The organism is Pseudomonas sp. FG36, from assembly GCF_057809275.1.
The window spans coordinates 44,445-60,477 of the sequence record NZ_JBMDJQ010000017.1; the positions used below are offsets into that span (position 1 = coordinate 44,445).

18 protein-coding genes and 1 tRNA gene are annotated in these 16,033 nt (G+C 58.9%); 7 read left to right on the forward strand and 12 right to left on the reverse strand.

What is annotated here, in order from left to right; genetic code table 11:
- The first annotated feature begins 217 nt into the window (after positions 1 to 217).
- Positions 218 to 1,255: a DNA cytosine methyltransferase gene (locus tag ACODS9_RS14910; protein WP_489094163.1), complete on the forward strand. Its 1,038-nt coding sequence runs from the start codon at positions 218 to 220 to the stop codon at positions 1,253 to 1,255.
- Positions 1,256 to 1,267: 12 nt separating this feature from the next.
- Here the strand turns inward: ACODS9_RS14910 and ACODS9_RS14915 are convergent, their stop codons facing one another.
- The 11 genes from ACODS9_RS14915 to thrS form a co-directional block, all read right to left on the reverse strand.
- The gene (locus ACODS9_RS14915; protein ID WP_489094164.1) at positions 1,268 to 1,888 is read right to left on the reverse strand and encodes an MAE_28990/MAE_18760 family HEPN-like nuclease; all 621 of its coding nucleotides are present in this window, start codon (positions 1,886 to 1,888) and stop codon (positions 1,268 to 1,270) included.
- Between the two features lie 2 nt (positions 1,889 to 1,890).
- Positions 1,891 to 2,991, reverse strand: a complete 1,101-nt coding sequence (locus ACODS9_RS14920; protein WP_489094165.1) for a DUF262 domain-containing protein — start codon at positions 2,989 to 2,991, stop codon at positions 1,891 to 1,893.
- 188 nt (positions 2,992 to 3,179) lie between these two features.
- A tRNA-Pro gene (locus tag ACODS9_RS14925) sits at positions 3,180 to 3,256 on the reverse strand.
- Positions 3,257 to 3,358: 102 nt separating this feature from the next.
- Positions 3,359 to 3,715: a MerR family transcriptional regulator gene (locus ACODS9_RS14930; protein WP_023629031.1), complete on the reverse strand. Its 357-nt coding sequence runs from the start codon at positions 3,713 to 3,715 to the stop codon at positions 3,359 to 3,361.
- The gene (ihfA, locus tag ACODS9_RS14935; protein WP_009394049.1) at positions 3,696 to 3,998 is read right to left on the reverse strand and encodes an integration host factor subunit alpha; all 303 of its coding nucleotides are present in this window, start codon (positions 3,996 to 3,998) and stop codon (positions 3,696 to 3,698) included. The genes ACODS9_RS14930 and ihfA overlap by 20 nt, the downstream gene beginning before the upstream one ends.
- A gap of 4 nt (positions 3,999 to 4,002) precedes the next feature.
- Positions 4,003 to 6,384 (reverse strand): phenylalanine--tRNA ligase subunit beta, encoded by a 2,382-nt coding sequence (gene pheT / locus ACODS9_RS14940; protein ID WP_489094166.1) that lies wholly within the window; start codon positions 6,382 to 6,384, stop codon positions 4,003 to 4,005.
- A gap of 31 nt (positions 6,385 to 6,415) precedes the next feature.
- Positions 6,416 to 7,432 carry a phenylalanine--tRNA ligase subunit alpha gene (gene pheS, locus ACODS9_RS14945; RefSeq protein WP_023629191.1) on the reverse strand — a complete coding sequence of 339 codons (1,017 nt, stop codon included), beginning with the start codon at positions 7,430 to 7,432 and terminating at the stop codon, positions 6,416 to 6,418.
- Between the two features lie 111 nt (positions 7,433 to 7,543).
- Positions 7,544 to 7,900: a 50S ribosomal protein L20 gene (gene rplT, locus ACODS9_RS14950; RefSeq protein WP_003250671.1), complete on the reverse strand. Its 357-nt coding sequence runs from the start codon at positions 7,898 to 7,900 to the stop codon at positions 7,544 to 7,546.
- A 27-nt stretch (positions 7,901 to 7,927) separates the two neighbouring features.
- Positions 7,928 to 8,122, reverse strand: coding sequence for a 50S ribosomal protein L35 (rpmI, locus tag ACODS9_RS14955; RefSeq protein WP_003250667.1), 195 nt, complete (start codon positions 8,120 to 8,122; stop codon positions 7,928 to 7,930).
- A 63-nt stretch (positions 8,123 to 8,185) separates the two neighbouring features.
- Positions 8,186 to 8,737 carry a translation initiation factor IF-3 gene (infC, locus tag ACODS9_RS14960; RefSeq protein WP_172670897.1) on the reverse strand — a complete coding sequence of 184 codons (552 nt, stop codon included), beginning with the start codon at positions 8,735 to 8,737 and terminating at the stop codon, positions 8,186 to 8,188.
- Entirely contained in the window at positions 8,737 to 10,659 is a 1,923-nt protein-coding gene (gene thrS / locus ACODS9_RS14965) for a threonine--tRNA ligase (RefSeq protein ID WP_046856069.1), read from the reverse strand. Before thrS ends, infC begins: the two co-directional genes overlap by 1 nt.
- Positions 10,660 to 10,995: 336 nt before the next feature.
- Between thrS and ACODS9_RS14970 the strand changes: the two genes are divergently transcribed.
- From ACODS9_RS14970 to ACODS9_RS14980, 3 genes are all read left to right on the forward strand, one after another.
- A complete protein-coding gene (locus ACODS9_RS14970) occupies positions 10,996 to 11,298 on the forward strand; it encodes a hypothetical protein (RefSeq protein ID WP_046856070.1) in 303 nt (100 codons plus the stop codon).
- A 163-nt stretch (positions 11,299 to 11,461) separates the two neighbouring features.
- Positions 11,462 to 11,674 carry a cold-shock protein gene (locus tag ACODS9_RS14975; protein ID WP_007956027.1) on the forward strand — a complete coding sequence of 71 codons (213 nt, stop codon included), beginning with the start codon at positions 11,462 to 11,464 and terminating at the stop codon, positions 11,672 to 11,674.
- Positions 11,675 to 11,798: 124 nt separating this feature from the next.
- Complete coding sequence (locus ACODS9_RS14980; RefSeq protein WP_489094167.1) at positions 11,799 to 13,226, forward strand: ABC-F family ATP-binding cassette domain-containing protein; 1,428 nt, start codon at positions 11,799 to 11,801, stop codon at positions 13,224 to 13,226.
- Here ACODS9_RS14980 and thpR read toward each other — a convergent pair.
- Positions 13,190 to 13,735 carry an RNA 2',3'-cyclic phosphodiesterase gene (gene thpR / locus ACODS9_RS14985; RefSeq protein WP_489094168.1) on the reverse strand — a complete coding sequence of 182 codons (546 nt, stop codon included), beginning with the start codon at positions 13,733 to 13,735 and terminating at the stop codon, positions 13,190 to 13,192. The two genes, ACODS9_RS14980 and thpR, sit on opposite strands and share 37 nt — an antisense overlap.
- A 216-nt stretch (positions 13,736 to 13,951) precedes the next feature.
- On the opposite strand from thpR, the gene lpxO reads away from it, so the two are divergent.
- The 3 genes from lpxO (at position 13,952) to ACODS9_RS15000 (ending at position 15,983) form a co-directional block, all read left to right on the forward strand.
- Complete coding sequence (gene lpxO, locus ACODS9_RS14990; protein WP_489094169.1) at positions 13,952 to 14,851, forward strand: lipid A hydroxylase LpxO; 900 nt, start codon at positions 13,952 to 13,954, stop codon at positions 14,849 to 14,851.
- Positions 14,852 to 14,990: 139 nt separating this feature from the next.
- Positions 14,991 to 15,335, forward strand: coding sequence for a carboxymuconolactone decarboxylase family protein (locus tag ACODS9_RS14995; protein ID WP_046856072.1), 345 nt, complete (start codon positions 14,991 to 14,993; stop codon positions 15,333 to 15,335).
- A gap of 78 nt (positions 15,336 to 15,413) precedes the next feature.
- Complete coding sequence (locus ACODS9_RS15000; RefSeq protein ID WP_489094170.1) at positions 15,414 to 15,983, forward strand: GNAT family N-acetyltransferase; 570 nt, start codon at positions 15,414 to 15,416, stop codon at positions 15,981 to 15,983.
- Positions 15,984 to 16,033: the final 50 nt, after the last annotated feature.

The window sequence follows — 16,033 nt, forward strand, 5'->3', positions numbered from 1 at the left end:
AGTCATGGCGCATTGACATCACGCCAGTCGACGCTAAAAACTCACGGTCCTGAGGATGCCACCTTCCCCCATACTCCTGCCGAGCAGATCCCAGACCAGTCTACTGGACCACTCTCAAGCGCTTCGCAAGCCCGCCTCTGCAAAGGAGGAACGCGCTTCACCTTCGTGCTGCGTAAGACGCGTAATTACCCTATAATAGCCAGCTCAGGAGATAGGCATGATTGAAGCAATAGATTTATTTTGTGGTGCTGGCGGTCTGACCGCAGGGCTATTAAAATCAGGAATACAAGTCTTAGGCGGCTTCGACATTGAAAGCTCATGTCAGCACGCCTACACTTTCAATAATAACACTCCATTTTATGAAAAAGATGTAGGCGACTTAAGCGCCAATGAACTTATTAGCCTCTACACCCCTGGAAAAATCAAACTCCTAGCTGGCTGCGCCCCATGCCAACCATTTTCCACTTACAATCAAGGACGAGACACTACGCAGGATAACAAGTGGCCTCTCCTCTATCAATTCTCGCGTCTCATAAGAGAAGCCAAACCTCAACTAGTAACCATGGAAAATGTGCCTCATGTCACAAAACATAAAGTATATAAAGATTTTGTTTCAGAATTAAAAACTTTAGGATATTACGTGTGGGAAGGTAAGGTCAAATGTGAGGAGTATGGCTTACCACAGGTCCGACGAAGACACGTTCTCATGGCTTCTCTATTGGGCGAAATTTCCATTATTGCTCCAACGCATATGGGAAATTTTTTAAGTGTTCGAGATGCGATAAACGATCAACCGCAATTAGCAGCAGGCGCAACTGACCCCAACGACGCCCTTCATGCCACTCAAAAGCTTTCTTCGTTGAACCTATTACGAATCAAAGCCTCGCAGCCTGGCGGAACTTGGAAGGATTGGCCTGAGCACCTACGTGCGAAATGCCACACAAAACCGACCGGAAAGTCATATGTGGGAGTCTACGGGCGCATGTCTTGGGATGAGCCAAGCCCGACCATAACTACTCTTTGCTATGGCTTTGGGAATGGAAGATTCGGCCATCCAACACAGCATCGTGCCATTTCACTTAGGGAAGCATCAATCCTGCAGTCTTTTCCTATTGACTACTCATTTCAGCCCCCCTCAGAGAAAACAAACTTTAAAGCTGTTGGAAAAATGATTGGCAATGCAGTTCCTGTTCGCCTAGGGGAAGTTATAGGACTAAGCTTCATCCAGCACCTAAAAAACAGCACGGGGCGTTGATGCCCCGTCCGTTCAAGTCACGCTCAAATATTTTTGCTCCGAAAGAAACTTATCAAAATCGGAAAGCATATTATTAAAAAAAACTCGAACCCGCCAATATTTTAAAACTATCTCCCTGGCACTCAAATCCTTACCAACCTCATAAAAGGAAAGATTTCCATGCGCCAAGCTATTGCGACTATTTTTCAAGTTTAAAAGCTCAGGCTCCTTATAGCTATGGCTCTGCACTATCCCGAAATCTCTCATTGTGGTCCTGAGCTCTTGAGCGTCCACGTTCCCTGAAAAAATATCATCACGCTCAAAAGACACTTTATAAATATCAGTTGCAATATTTTGCAAAGCGGCTGCCATTTTATCTGCAGCCCTACGCTTAAAATTTTTCACGGTGACTAATTTTAAGCTAGGTGAAAGCTGGTCATAATTTACAGCCTTAGTAACCATCGTATCAAAAATTGTCTGAATAGCGTTCGAAGAGGTAGATTCCATCAAGTTGTATAGCAGCAACAGAGCAGATGCCTTAGCTGTATTGAGAACACCTTCCGGCAGACTTCCAGCCTTTTCTTGCCTTGAAAGCCAAAGCAAGTATCTGGCTACCTGACTAGACCTATCTCTGAAATCCTCTTTAGCCATCATTATCATGCGCCCCCCAAGAGGGCATCCCGAACGTACTCGACACGAGAAACTACTTTTGGCCTTGAGTTACTACCATCGGAACTAGTGAGCCTGTGGAAATCATCAGAGTTAAGCATAGCGCTTACATCTTCAGTTCGAACCTTAAGGCGAGGCTTCTCACGAAGAGCCAATATAACACCTACAGAGATTGCTTCAAACCTAACCCGGGGAACTGATTTATTACTTTCTGACTTTTTGAAGCCGAGCTCAAAATACTTTTCCACAAATTTCAACATGGCAGCAAACTCTTTTTCCATTCGTGCCTTATCGAAATTATCTTTATGCTTTTTTATATATGAGTTTAAGAACTCAGCAACCCCATGCTTAAAGTCTTCATAGTTATCAGAGTAAGCAAAATAGCGGAGAACCATTTCTTCGCGCTCTTCTCGCACTGCTTTCTTTTCAGAAATAGGACATAGATCGATAAACTTCGGATCACGCGCACATTCCTTGATGAAGTCGTAAAAAGCTCCGACAAATATCCCTTTGCGTTTCTCCATATCTTTAAGCTCATCACTACCGGTGTTGATTCGCTCAAAAATATCTCGCCGCACTTGAGCGTCGGCTTTCTCTGACAGCTCAATAATCCTAATCGGCCTCCTGTTAAGCTTACGGCGCCTGGAGATCGCGAGATCGGAGAATTTGAAGCCATTTAGCAAATGTAGCTTTTCCAACCCCTCTAGACGAAGACCATCCTTCAAAAAATGAGCCAATGTCCGAATTCGCTGTGACCCATCTACAATTTCGACTCTACCCTCATCCTCATCATCACCTTCAACTTCCTTTGGGGTGACAGCAGTAAAGACGTAAGGTATAGGCAACCCCAACATCACAGACTCGATAAACTTACTTTGCCTTTTTACATCCCAGACAAAATCCCTTTGATAATCTGGGATGAACAGTTCATTCTCATCTTGCTCTAAGCCTTCAGAATACTTAGACACTAAAAGTTCAACAATATATTCTTTTGTCTCGTAATCAACAATTGTTTGCTCCTCCCTGATTTGCGCCTCTGCTGCGGTACGTTGGTCGTCCGTGATTTCAATCTTTTGTTTACGAGTCATAATTTCCGACCACTCCATATATCGGTTGATGGCTAAGACTACCTACCTTTAATGCTATCATAAAGCCATTGTCAACTTATACTCGTAGACACGAAATCGAACATTCGAATACTGACCCCGTGCTTTAAAAAAACAGACAAAAACGAAAAAGCCCAGTCGTTGCCGACTGGGCTTTTTCGTTTCAATAATGGTCGGGACGGAGTGATTCGAACACTCGACCCCTTGCACCCCATGCAAGTGCGCTACCGGGCTGCGCTACGCCCCGACAAGGCGGTTCTCGATGTTGCCGAGAACGAGAAGAAATGTACCCTAACCTTTTGATTAATGGAAGCTTTTTTTCAAAAAACTTTCCACTCGTCGGCTTTGGTCACTTCTTGAGCACCACCAACACATCCTCCAGCTCCGCAATCATCTGCCGAATCAGCTGCTTGTACTGGCTGGACTCATCCTTGACCTCATCACTGGAGAGCCGTAACCGCGCCCCGCCAATGGTAAAGCCTTGGTCATACAGCAAAGCGCGGATCTGGCGGATCATCAGCACGTCCTGGCGCTGATAGTACCGCCGGTTGCCACGGCGCTTCACCGGGTTGAGCTGCGTGAATTCCTGCTCCCAGTAGCGCAGCACGTGCGGCTTTACCGCACAGAGCTCGCTGACTTCACCGATGGTGAAGTAGCGTTTGCCCGGGATGGGGGGCAGCTCGTCGTTATGGCTTGGTTCCAGCATAGGCCTCTACCCGGGCTTTCAGCTTCTGCCCTGGACGAAAGGTGACGACGCGGCGCGCGGTGATCGGGATCTCTTCCCCTGTTTTAGGGTTGCGGCCCGGCCGCTGGCGTTTGTCGCGAAGGTCGAAGTTGCCGAAACCGGACAACTTGACCTGCTCGTTGTCTTCAAGCGCGTGCCGAATTTCTTCGAAAAACAGCTCGACCAGCTCCTTGGCCTCACGCTTGTTAAGCCCCAGCTCCTCGTACAGCCTTTCGGCCATCTCAGCTTTCGTCAGAGCACCCATGCCGTTATTTCCTTAACGTGGTGTTCAACCTTTGTTCAAGCGAGGTGAGGATGGTTTGCAGGGTTTCATTCACCTCATCGTCGTTAAGAGTGCGCGATGGATGTTGCCAGGTCAAGCCGACCGCCAGGCTTTTTCTATCAGGATCAATGCCTTTACCCTGGTAGACGTCAAACAGCCTGAGGTCTGTGAGCCATTCGCCCGCATTGTCACGAATTACTTCAAGCACCGAGCTAGAAGCTACATCACGTCCTGCGATCAAGGCCAGGTCACGACGGGTTTCCGGGAACTTGGACAGCTCGCTGAACTTCGGCAGGCGGCCTTCGACTACATCGCCGAGCACCAGCTCGAAGACGAACACCGGGCGGTCGAGGCCGAGGGTCTTGGCCAGCTCGGGGTGGATGGCGCCGAGGTAACCGACTTCCTTGCCGTCGCGCTCGATGCGGGCGGTCTGGCCGGGGTGCAGGGCCGGGTGCTTGCCGGCGGCGAAGGTGAAGTCGCTCAGGGCACCGGAGTAATCCAGCAGGGCTTCCACGTCGGCTTTGACGTCGAAGAAGTCAATGCTGTCGCGACCGTTGGCCCAGCCTTCCGGCAGGCGGCTGCCGGTAACGACGCCGGCGATCATCGGTTGCTGCTTGAGGTCACCGAGCTGGCCGACGAAGCGCAGGCCGCTTTCGAACAGGCGCACGCGGTCTTGCTGGCGGTTGAGGTTGTGCTGCATGGCCTTGACCAGGCCCGGCCACAACGAGGCGCGCATGGCGGCCATGTCGTTGGAGATCGGGTTGGCCAGCAGCAGCGGCTCGACGCCTGGGGTGAACAGCTCGAACAGTTTCGGGTCGATGAAGCTGTAGGTGATGGCTTCCTGGTAGCCGCGGGCGACCAGCAGGCGACGCAGGTTCGGCAGCTCGCCACGGGTTTCCGGGCGGGCTTGCGGGGCCAGGCGGGCCTGCGGGTAGCGGACCGGCAGGTTGTTGTAGCCGTACAGGCGGGCCAGCTCTTCGATCAGGTCGACTTCCAGGCTGACGTCGAAGCGGTGGCTTGGGACGGTGACAGTCCACTCCCCTGCCCCGTTAGCGCTGGTGTTCAGCTCCAAAGCGTTGAGCAGTTGCTCGACCTGGGCGGCTTGCATTTGCATGCCGAGCATCTGGGTGATGCGTTCGTCGCGCAGGGTGATCGGGGCGATGTTCGGCAGGTGCTGCTCGCTCACGGCTTCGACGATCGGACCTGCTTCGCCGCCGACGATCTCCAGTACCAGGGCGGTGGCGCGCTCCATGGCTTCACGGGCCAGTTGCGAATCCACGCCGCGCTCGTAGCGGTGCGAGGCGTCGGTGTGCAGGCCGTAGGAACGGGCCTTGCCGGCGACGGAGATCGGCTCGAAGAAGGCGCTCTCGAGGAACAGGTCGCGGGTCTTCTCGGTGTTGACGCCGCTGTGCTCGCCACCCATCACGCCGGCAATGGCCAGGGCGCGAGTGTGGTCGGCGATCACCAGGGTGTCGGCGCGCAGGGCAACTTCCTGGCCGTCCAGCAGGACGAGTTTCTCGCCCTCCTCGGCCATGCGCACGCGGATGCCGCCGTTGATTTCGGCGAGGTCGAAGGCGTGCATCGGCTGGCCGAGCTCGAGCATCACGTAGTTGGTGATGTCGACGGCGGCGTCGATGCTGCGCACGTCGCTGCGGCGCAGGCGCTCGACCATCCACAGCGGGGTCGGCTTGCTCAGGTCGACGTTGCGGATCACGCGGCCCAGGTAGCGCGGGCAGGCGGCCGGAGCGCTGACTTCGACCGGGCGCACTTCGTCGTGCGCAGCCGGCACGGCTGGCACCACCGGGCGGGTGACCGGCACGTCGTACAGGGCGCTGACGTCACGGGCCAGGCCAGCGATGGACAGGCAGTCGCCGCGGTTCGGGGTCAGGCCGATCTCGATGCTGGCGTCGTCCAGGTTCAGGTACTGACGGATGTCCTGGCCAACCGGGGCGTCGGCGGCCAGTTCCAGCAGGCCGTCGTTCTCGTCGCTGATCTGCAGCTCGGAAGCCGAGCAGAGCATGCCGAAGGATTCGACGCCGCGCAGCTTGGCCTTCTTGATCTTGAAGTCGCCCGGCAGTTCGGCGCCGATCATGGCGAACGGGATCTTGATGCCTGGGCGGGCATTCGGGGCGCCGCAGACCACCTGGAAGGTCTCTGCGCCGTTGCTTACCTGGCACACGCGCAGCTTGTCGGCGTCCGGGTGTTGTTCGGTGGTGAGAATCTCGCCCACCACGATGCCGCTGAACTGGCCGGCAGCGGGGGTCACGCTGTCGACTTCGAGGCCGGCCATGGACAGGCGGGCGACCAGTTCGTCACGGGAGACTTGCGGGTTTACCCAACCGCGCAGCCACTGTTCACTGAATTTCATGCTGTTCTCCTGAAAGTTGCGTCGATTGGGCCTAGCGGAATTGAGCCAAGAACCGCAGGTCGTTGTCGAAGAACAGACGCAAATCGTTGACGCCATAGCGCAGCATGGCCAGGCGCTCGGCGCCCATGCCGAAGGCGAAGCCCTGGTACTCTTCCGGATCGATGCCGGACATGCGCAGCACGTTCGGGTGGACCATGCCGCAGCCCATCACTTCCAGCCAGCCGGTCTGCTTGCACACGCGGCAGCCCTTGCCGGAACACATCACGCACTGGATGTCGACTTCGGCGCTCGGCTCGGTGAAGGGGAAGAACGACGGGCGGAAGCGCACGGCCAGTTCTTTCTCGAAGAACACCCGCAGGAACTCTTCGATGGTGCCCTTGAGGTCGGCGAAGTTGATGCCGCGATCGACCAGCAGGCCTTCGACCTGGTGGAACATCGGCGAGTGGGTAATATCCGAGTCGCAACGGTACACACGGCCTGGGCAGACGATGCGGATCGGCGGCTGGGTGCTTTCCATGGTGCGCACCTGGACCGGCGAGGTGTGGGTGCGCAGCAGCATGTTGGCGTTGAAGTAGAAGGTGTCGTGCATCGCCCGGGCCGGGTGGTGGCCGGGGATGTTGAGCGCTTCGAAGTTGTGGTAATCGTCTTCGACCTCAGGGCCTTCGGCGATGCCGTAGCCGATGTGGGTGAAGAACTGCTCGATGCGCTCGAGAGTACGGGTGATCGGGTGCAGCCCGCCGGTGGTCTGGCCACGGCCTGGCAGGGTCACGTCGATGCATTCGGCGGCCAGGCGAGCGTTCAGCTCGGCCTCTTCAAAGGCGGCCTTGCGTGCGTTGAGCACGTCGGTGACGCGTTCCTTGGCGTCGTTGATCAGCGCGCCGACCTTGGGGCGCTCTTCGGCTGGCAGGTTGCCCAGGGTCTTCATCACCTGGGTCAGCTCGCCTTTCTTGCCGAGATATTGGACCCGGATCTGTTCCAGGGTAGTGATGTCTTCAGCGCGTTCCACGGCCTCGAGGGCTTGGGCGACCAGCGCGTCCAGGTTTTCCATGTACAGACTCCAGATACGAAAATAGGGGAAGAGCTTTTGAAGGCTCTTCCCCTATCCGATGACGTTTTACACCCGACGGCGCAGGCGCCGCCGGATGATTGTCGTGGGTACTTAAGCCAGTACGGCTTTAGCCTTCTCGACAATCGCAGCAAACGCCGCTTTTTCGTTCACTGCCAGATCAGCCAGAACCTTACGGTCGATTTCGATCGACGCTTTTTTCAGGCCAGCAATCAGACGGCTGTACGACAGACCGTTGGTGCGGGCACCGGCGTTGATTCGAGCGATCCACAGTGCGCGGAACTGACGCTTCTTCTGGCGACGGTCGCGGTAGGCGTATTGGCCTGCCTTGATGACCGCTTGCTTGGCAACGCGGAATACGCGCGAGCGTGCACCGTAGTAGCCTTTAGCCAGTTTCAGAATTTTTTTGTGACGCTTACGAGCGATAACGCCGCGCTTAACACGAGCCATGAGTAACTTCCTCTATCTTAACCAGAATTAACGAACGCGCAGCATGCGCTCGACTTTTGCCACGTCAGACGGGTGCAGCAAGCTGGCACCGCGCAGTTGACGCTTACGCTTGGTCGACATTTTGGTCAGGATGTGGCTCTTGAAAGCGTGCTTGTGCTTGAAGCCGGAAGCCGTCTTCAGGAAGCGCTTCGCAGCACCGCTCTTGGTTTTCATTTTTGGCATGTTGGAACTCCGCATTCGAATAAAAATTACACAATAATCATCAGGCCTGCCGTGCCCGGGAGATTACTTCTTCTTTTTGGGGGCGATGACCATCATAAGCTGGCGTCCTTCCATCTTCGGATGCTGCTCAACGGTGCCGTATTCCACGAGGTCAGCTTCGACCCGCTTCAACAGCTCCATGCCCAGCTCCTGGTGGGCCATCTCACGGCCGCGGAATCTCAGAGAGATCTTGGCCTTGTCCCCATCGCTAAGGAAACGTACCAGGTTGCGTAGTTTTACCTGGTAATCCCCTTCTTCCGTCCCTGGACGAAACTTGATTTCTTTGATCTGGATCTGCTTCTGGTTCTTCTTGGCTTCGTTGGCCTGCTTCTTCTTCTCGAAGAGGTGCTTGCCGTAGTCCATCACCTTGCAGACGGGCGGTACCGCGTCTGCAGAGATTTCCACCAGATCCAGCTTCGCTTCATCAGCGATACGCAGCGCTTCATCAATCGAGACGATGCCAATCTGCTCGCCGTCAGCACCAATTAACCGAACCTCGCGTGCCGAGATATTCTCGTTGATCGGGGCTTTCGGTGCAGTTCGTTTATCGTTTCTCATTTCACGCTTAATAGTCATTACTCCGATTCTTGGCGACCACGCCGGGAAACCGCTTGCGACAGCAGCTCAGCGAACTGCGCGACGGGCATCGAGCCCAGGTCTGCGCCTTCGCGGGTGCGCACAGCGACGGTTTGCGTTTCGACTTCGCGATCCCCTATAACCAAAAGATAAGGGACCCGCAGCAACGTATGCTCGCGGATTTTAAAGCCGATCTTCTCATTTCTCAAGTCCGACTTGGCACGGAATCCGCTACCGTTCAGGGCTTTTTCCACCTCGAGGGCGAAATCGGCCTGTTTGTCGGTGATGTTCATGATCACGGCTTGGGTCGGGGCGAGCCAGGCCGGGAACACGCCGGCGTAGTGCTCGATGAGCATGCCGATGAAGCGTTCGAACGAACCGAGGATGGCGCGGTGCAGCATCACCGGGCGCACGCGGCTGTTGTCTTCGGCGATGTAGCTGGCGTCCAGGCGCTCGGGCAGGTTCGGGTCGTACTGCAGGGTGCCGCACTGCCAGTTACGGCCGAGGCAGTCGCGCAGGGTGAACTCGATCTTCGGACCGTAGAAGGCGCCCTCGCCCGGCTGGTATTCCCACTCCAGGCCCGACTCGTTCAGGGCGTCGGCCAGTGCGCCTTCGGCACGGTCCCACAGCTCTTCGGAGCCCACGCGCTTGGCCGGACGGGTCGACAGCTTCATGGCGACGTCGGTGAAACCGAAGTCCTTGTACACATCCAGGGTCAGCTTGATGAAGTCGGCGGCTTCCTTCTTCACCTGTTCTTCGGTGCAGAAGATATGCGCGTCGTCCTGCACGAAGCCACGCACGCGCATGATGCCGTGCAGCGCGCCGGACGGCTCGTTGCGGTGGCAGGCGCCGAACTCGGCCAGGCGCAGCGGCAGGTCGCGGTAGGACTTCAGGCCCTGGTTGAACACCTGCACGTGGCACGGGCAGTTCATCGGTTTTACCGCGTAGTCGCGGTTTTCCGACGAAGTGGTGAACATGTTCTCGGCGTAGTTGGACCAGTGGCCGGAACGCTCCCAGAGGATACGGTCGACAACCTGCGGGGTCTTGATTTCCTGGTAGCCGTTTTCACGCTGGACCTGGCGCATGTACTGCTCGAGCACCTGGTACACAGTCCAGCCGTTGGCGTGCCAGAACACCATGCCCGGGGCTTCTTCCTGCAGGTGGAACAGGTCGAGCTGCTTGCCGATCTTGCGGTGGTCGCGTTTTTCGGCTTCTTCGATGCGCTGGATATAGGCGGCCAGCTGCTTCTTGTCGGCCCAGGCGGTGCCGTACACGCGTTGCAGCTGCTCGTTCTTGGCATCGCCGCGCCAGTAAGCGCCGCTCAGCTTGGTCAGCTTGAACGCTTTCAGGAAGCGGGTGTTCGGCACGTGCGGACCACGGCACATGTCGACGTATTCTTCGTGGTAGTACAGGCCCATGGCCTGTTCATCCGGCATGTCCTCGACCAGGCGCAGCTTGTAGTCTTCGCCACGCTGGGTGAACACGTCGATGACTTCGGCGCGCGGGGTCATCTTCTTGACGACGTCGTAGTCCGTGTCGATCAGCTGCTGCATGCGCTTTTCGATGGCGGCGAGGTCGTCCGGGGTGAAGGGACGCTCGTAGGCGATGTCGTAATAGAAGCCTTCGTCGATCACCGGGCCGATCACCATGCGGGCGGTCGGGTACAGCTGCTTCACTGCGTGGCCGATCAGGTGGGCGCACGAGTGACGGATGATCTCCAGTCCCTCTTCATCTTTAGGGGTGATGATCTGCAGGGTGGCGTCGTGGTCGATCTTGTCGCAGGCATCGACGAGTTTGCCGTCGACCTTGCCGGCCAGGGTGGCCTTGGCCAGGCCTGCGCCGATCGAGGCGGCGACTTCGGCTACGGATACCGGCTGGTCGAACGTGCGTTGACTGCCATCGGGAAGAGTAATAACGGGCATGGCGCCTCCTCTCCTAGTGGTGACCCCTACCAAAGGTCACGTGGGTTGGGATGAGCCAGTACAAGATCCGCCCTGCCTTTCCCACGGGAAAGCCTGCCTCACAGTGGCAGAGACCTTTCGGCCTGCCAGGGACGAACCAGAGTGACTGGAAGGTATAAAAAGAAATGCGCCCGCACAGGGCGTGGCGCAAGGGAAGCATGCTAGCACGGGGCTAGAGCGGCCGGCAGAAATATTTGGAATTTACGCCATGGCGGTGAACTCTTGCGGAAAATTTCCTATCAGACTTTCTGAAGCAACCTACTCTTGATGAGACCATTAACCAAGGAGTGTCCGGTTATGCGACTTCAGTCCCTTCTGGCTGCCTGCGCCGCGAGCGCCCTGCTGCTGCCCCTGGCTGCCAACGCAGGCAATTTCCCCGCCGGCAAGGAAGCGTCCTATATGGCGCAGTGCCAACAAGTGGCGAGCGGCCAAGGCGTGGATGCGGCGACAGCCAAGAAGCACTGCGAGTGTGGTGCTCAAGCCATCAAGAAGAATTTCAACGACAAGGAGATCGAGGACCTCGACAGCCAGGACGGCGTAGACGCCAAGCTGATGCAGAAGGCCCAGCAGGTGGTTCAGGCCAGCTGCAAGCCGAAATAGGCCGGATTTTCCGGCGATCCGTCGCATCTTTTGCCCTGGATCAACATCCTGCGAAGGTAATAGGGGCTAGATGCGAAGAATTAGACTATAGTGTCGTCGGTGCCACTGAAGCTTAGGCGACACTGCACCCCGATAAAAAATCATGTTTCTGGAGATTCACCCCATGTCCAATCGCCAAACCGGCACCGTCAAGTGGTTCAACGATGAAAAAGGCTTCGGCTTCATCACTCCTCAAGGCGGCGGCGACGACCTGTTCGTACACTTCAAGGCCATCGAAACCGACGGTTTCAAAAGCCTGAAAGAAGGCCAAACTGTTTCCTTCGTAGCCGAAAAAGGCCAGAAGGGCATGCAGGCTGCGCAGGTTCGTCCGGAGTAATTTTCGGATAGCTGCAAAAAAACCCGCCCTCGTGGCGGGTTTTTTATTGGGCGCTTGCCAAGGCAGGCCGTGCCCATGTGCGCTGCCGATCAAGCGCGAACGTGGCCAGGAGGGCCACCATCCCATGGCAATGATCGAACTACACGGCGTGGGCATGCACCATGGCCGCAAACACCTCTTCAGCGAACTCGACGCGCGCATCGAATGGGGGCAGCGCATCGCCATCATCGGCGACAACGGCAGCGGCAAGTCGTCACTGCTGCGCCTGCTGCAGGGCAGCCTGGCGCCCAGCGAGGGGCACATCGAGCGCCACGGTGGCTTGCGTGTCGGCCATGTGGCCCAGGTACTGGACGGCGAGTCGTCGCTCAGTGGCGGCCAGCGTGTCAACCGGGCATTGAGCCAGGCCCTGGCCCTGGGCCCCGACCTGCTGCTGCTGGACGAGCCGACCAATCACCTGGACGCCGCCAACCGCCGCTCACTGGCGCGCATGCTCGAGCATTTTCATGGCACCCTGGTGCTGGTGACCCACGACGTGGCGCTGATGAACCAGACCTGTGACACGCTCTGGCACCTGCACCACGGGCGTCTCGACGTGTTCAACGGCAGCTACGCCGACTACATGGCCGAGCGCGACCTGCAGCGCGGCGTGCTCGACAAGCGCATCGCCGAGGTGCGCCGCGCCCGTGACGACGCCCACGACTCGCTGATGCAGGAGCAGGCCCGCGCCGCCGGCGCCCGCAAGCGCGGGGTCAAGGCGATCCAGAACAGCAAGTGGGCGACCGTGCGCTCGCCGACCAAGCTGGGCCGCGGCAACACCACGGCCGGGCGCAAGCAGGCGCAGATCCTGCAGCAGCAGCGCGAACTCGGCGAGCAGTTGGCCGAGCTGCGCCCGGAGCCGGTGATCGTGCCACGCTTCCACCTGCCGGCGACGGACCAGTCCTCGCGGGTGCTGATCCAGGTGCGTGGCGGCAGTGTCGGCTACGCAGACACAGCGGTGCTCAGCGGCATCGATCTGCAGCTGGACGGCGGCGAACGCCTGGCCCTGACCGGCAACAACGGCAGCGGCAAGTCCACCCTGGCGCGGGCGATCCTCGGCGACCCGCGGGTCTGGCGCCGTGGTGACTGGCTGCTGCCGGCGCCCGAGCAGATCGGCTACATCGACCAGCACTACGACACCCTACCCGCCGATGCCAATGTGCAGGAAGCCCTGGCGCGACTAGTACCGGATTGGCCGCTGGAACAGTTACGCGCGCACCTGGCGGACTTCCTGTTCCGCCAGGCCGAGGCGGTGCAGGCGCCGGTGGCGGGCCTGTCCGGCGGCGAGAAGGCGCGCCTGTCCCTGGCCTGCATCGCCGCCCGGCCGCCGCAGCTACTGATCCTCGACGAGCCGACCAACAACCTCGACCTGCGCATGCGCACCCACCTGCTGGAAGTGCTGGTGGATTACCCCAACGCGCTGCTGGTGATTTCCCACGACCAGGACTTCCTCGACGGCCTGGGCATCGACCGCCACTTTCACTGCGCCAGAGACCACTCGGCCAAAGGCCAGTAGCGGCCCTTGCGTGACTCGTACAGGGTGAAGTGGCGGGCGATGAGGTGGAACGCCGGCGCCTCGCCCGCCTCCGGCAATGGCTCACGAAAATCCCGGGACAGGGTCAGGTGCGGCCGGTACTCACGCACCGACGGCTCGATGCCCAGCGGCAGCAACGCCTGCTGCAAGTCGTACACCAGCTGGCGCAGGGCCAACGGCGGCTGCGCAGGCGCCAGCACCAACGCCGAAGCCCGCGGCCACACCTGCAACTGGTCGAGGACCAGGCGCAGCTTGGCCTCAGGAAGCCGCAGCGCATCCACTGCGGCGCACACCGCCGGCACCTGGGCGGCATCGACATCGCCCAGGAACAGCAAGGTCACATGGAAGTTCTCGCTCGGTACCGGCTTGCCGCTGCGCAGGCCCAGGCCACGCCGCCACTGGCTGATGCCACGGCGCTGTTCGCCGCCCAGCGCCAGGGCGAAGAACAGCCGCTTGAAGGGAGCCCCGCTGGGGCGTGCGTCCTGGATCATCGGGAGTTCCTTGCTGGATGGACGGCCACCCGAGTGTAAACGCAGGATCGTCAAAAAATCCCCACTCATGCACATGAATCGTTTGCGCAAGCTGTAGGCCATGCCACCTAAGTCGGGCGGTTTTGTCGTAACAATAAGTACAAACCCGCGCCACGATTGTTTATGCTGGCTGGCTTACGCCATGGCGCATGGCCATTTTTCGACAAGTAAACGTCCATGAAAATTGCACTCGTACTGATCTTCGTCCTCTCGATCGCCTATGTTCACCTGCGCGGTCGGGTGCGTCACAAGCTGACCCGGCAGCTGGGCGACCACTCCAGCTTCCTGGCCCCAGTCAACGCCTTCCTGTACCTGTTCTCCAAGCACCCGGCCAAGCCTTACCTGCCGGTCAGTGCCTTCCCCGAGCTGCAGGTGCTGCAGGACCACTGGCAGGAGATCCGCAAGGAAGGCCAGCAACTGCTGCAGGCCGGCGAGATCAAGAAGTCCGACAACTATGACGATGTCGGCTTCAACTCGTTCTTCAAGACCGGCTGGAAGCGCTTCTACCTGAAGTGGTACGGCGAGAGCCACCCCTCGGCGATGACCCTGTGCCCACGCACCACCGAGCTGCTGCAAGGCATCGGCACGGTCAAGGCGGCGATGTTTGCCACCCTGCCGCCGGGCGCCAAGCTGGTGCGCCACCGCGACCCCTACGCCGGCTCGTACCGCTACCACCTGGGCCTGGACACGCCCAACGACGATGGCTGCTACATCGACGTGGACGGCGAGAAGTACTCGTGGCGCGACGGTGAGGGCGTGGTGTTCGACGAGACCTACATCCACTACGCCGCCAACACCACCGACCACAACCGCATTATCCTGTTCTGCGACGTCGAGCGCCCGCTCAAGTACCGCTGGGCAGCCGCCTTCAACCGCTGGTTCAGCCGCAACGTGATGGCCGCCGCAGCCGCGCCCAACGACGCCAATGACAAGACCGGCGGCATCAACCGCCTGTTCACGCGCATCTACAAGATCCGTGAACGCGGCAAGGCCATGAAAAAGCGCAACCGCACCCGCTACTACCTGGAGAAGTGGGCAGTGGTCGCGGCGCTGGTGCTGGTGTTCATCTACATCTGATCCGGTCGTCATCCTCGCGGGGCAAACCCGCTCCTGGCAACAGTGGGAGCGGGCTTGCCCCGCGCGTGTTTTCCCCGCTGCATATCCCGTCTTCGACTAGCCTGAAAGCTCCTGTTGCCAACCTGACAAGGTGAAGACGATGAGCATGATGGACTGGGACGCCTACCGTAAGCAGTTGATGGCCGGCATCGGCGATCTCAAGCAACTGTCCCCCGATACCGTGGCCGGCTACATGACCGCCAGTGGCGCCGGGGCCAAGACCAACCACCTGGACGCCAAGACCCGCGAGCTGATCTCCCTGGCCGTGGCCGTCACTACCCGCTGCGACGGCTGCATCGCCGTGCACTCGCAGCAGGCGGTCAAGCATGGCGCCACCCGCGAGGAGATCGCCGAGGCCCTGGGCGTGGCGGTGGCGATGAACGCCGGCGCGGCACTGGTCTACTCGGCCCGGGCCCTGGACGCGGTGGGCAAGGCCGGCGCCTGACACACCAAGGCGTCGCCGCCCTTGCGCGACGACGCCCTGGCACCCAGACTTGGCGGCTCAGCCCGTGCAGGAACCGCCATGATCCAGATTCGCCCCATGACCCCGGAAGACTTCGAGCGCTTCTGGCCGACCTTCCAGGCCGTTGTCCAGGCTCGCCAGACCTACGCCTTCGACCCCGCCCTGAATATCGACCAGGCCCGCACGCTGTGGCTGGAGAACCCGTTGCGCACCCTGGTGGCCGAGGCAGACGGCGAACTGCTCGGCTCCTACTTCCTCAAGGCCAATGCCGCCGGCCCTGGCGGGCATGTGGGCAACTGCGGCTACATGGTGTGCGAAAACGCCCGTGGCCGTGGCGTGGCCAGGCTGATGTGCGAGCATTCGCAGAAGCTCGCCCGCCAGGAAGGCTTCCTGGCCCTGCAGTTCAATTCAGTGGTGGCGACCAACGAAGTGGCCGTGGCGCTGTGGCACAAGCTCGGCTTCGAGACCGTCGGGCGCCTGCCCAGGGCTTACCGCCATGGCGAGCTGGGCCTGGTCGATTGCCTGGTGATGTACAAGTGGCTGGCCGACGAGCCGGTGGTGGAGAAACCGCCGCTGTTGATCGGGCGCAAGAACATCGAGGCGCGGGTGTCGCGGCGGCGCGGTCGCTAGCGACTGCTCCTTGCCGGGTCATCACCCGGCAAAACACTGCAGCACGTCAA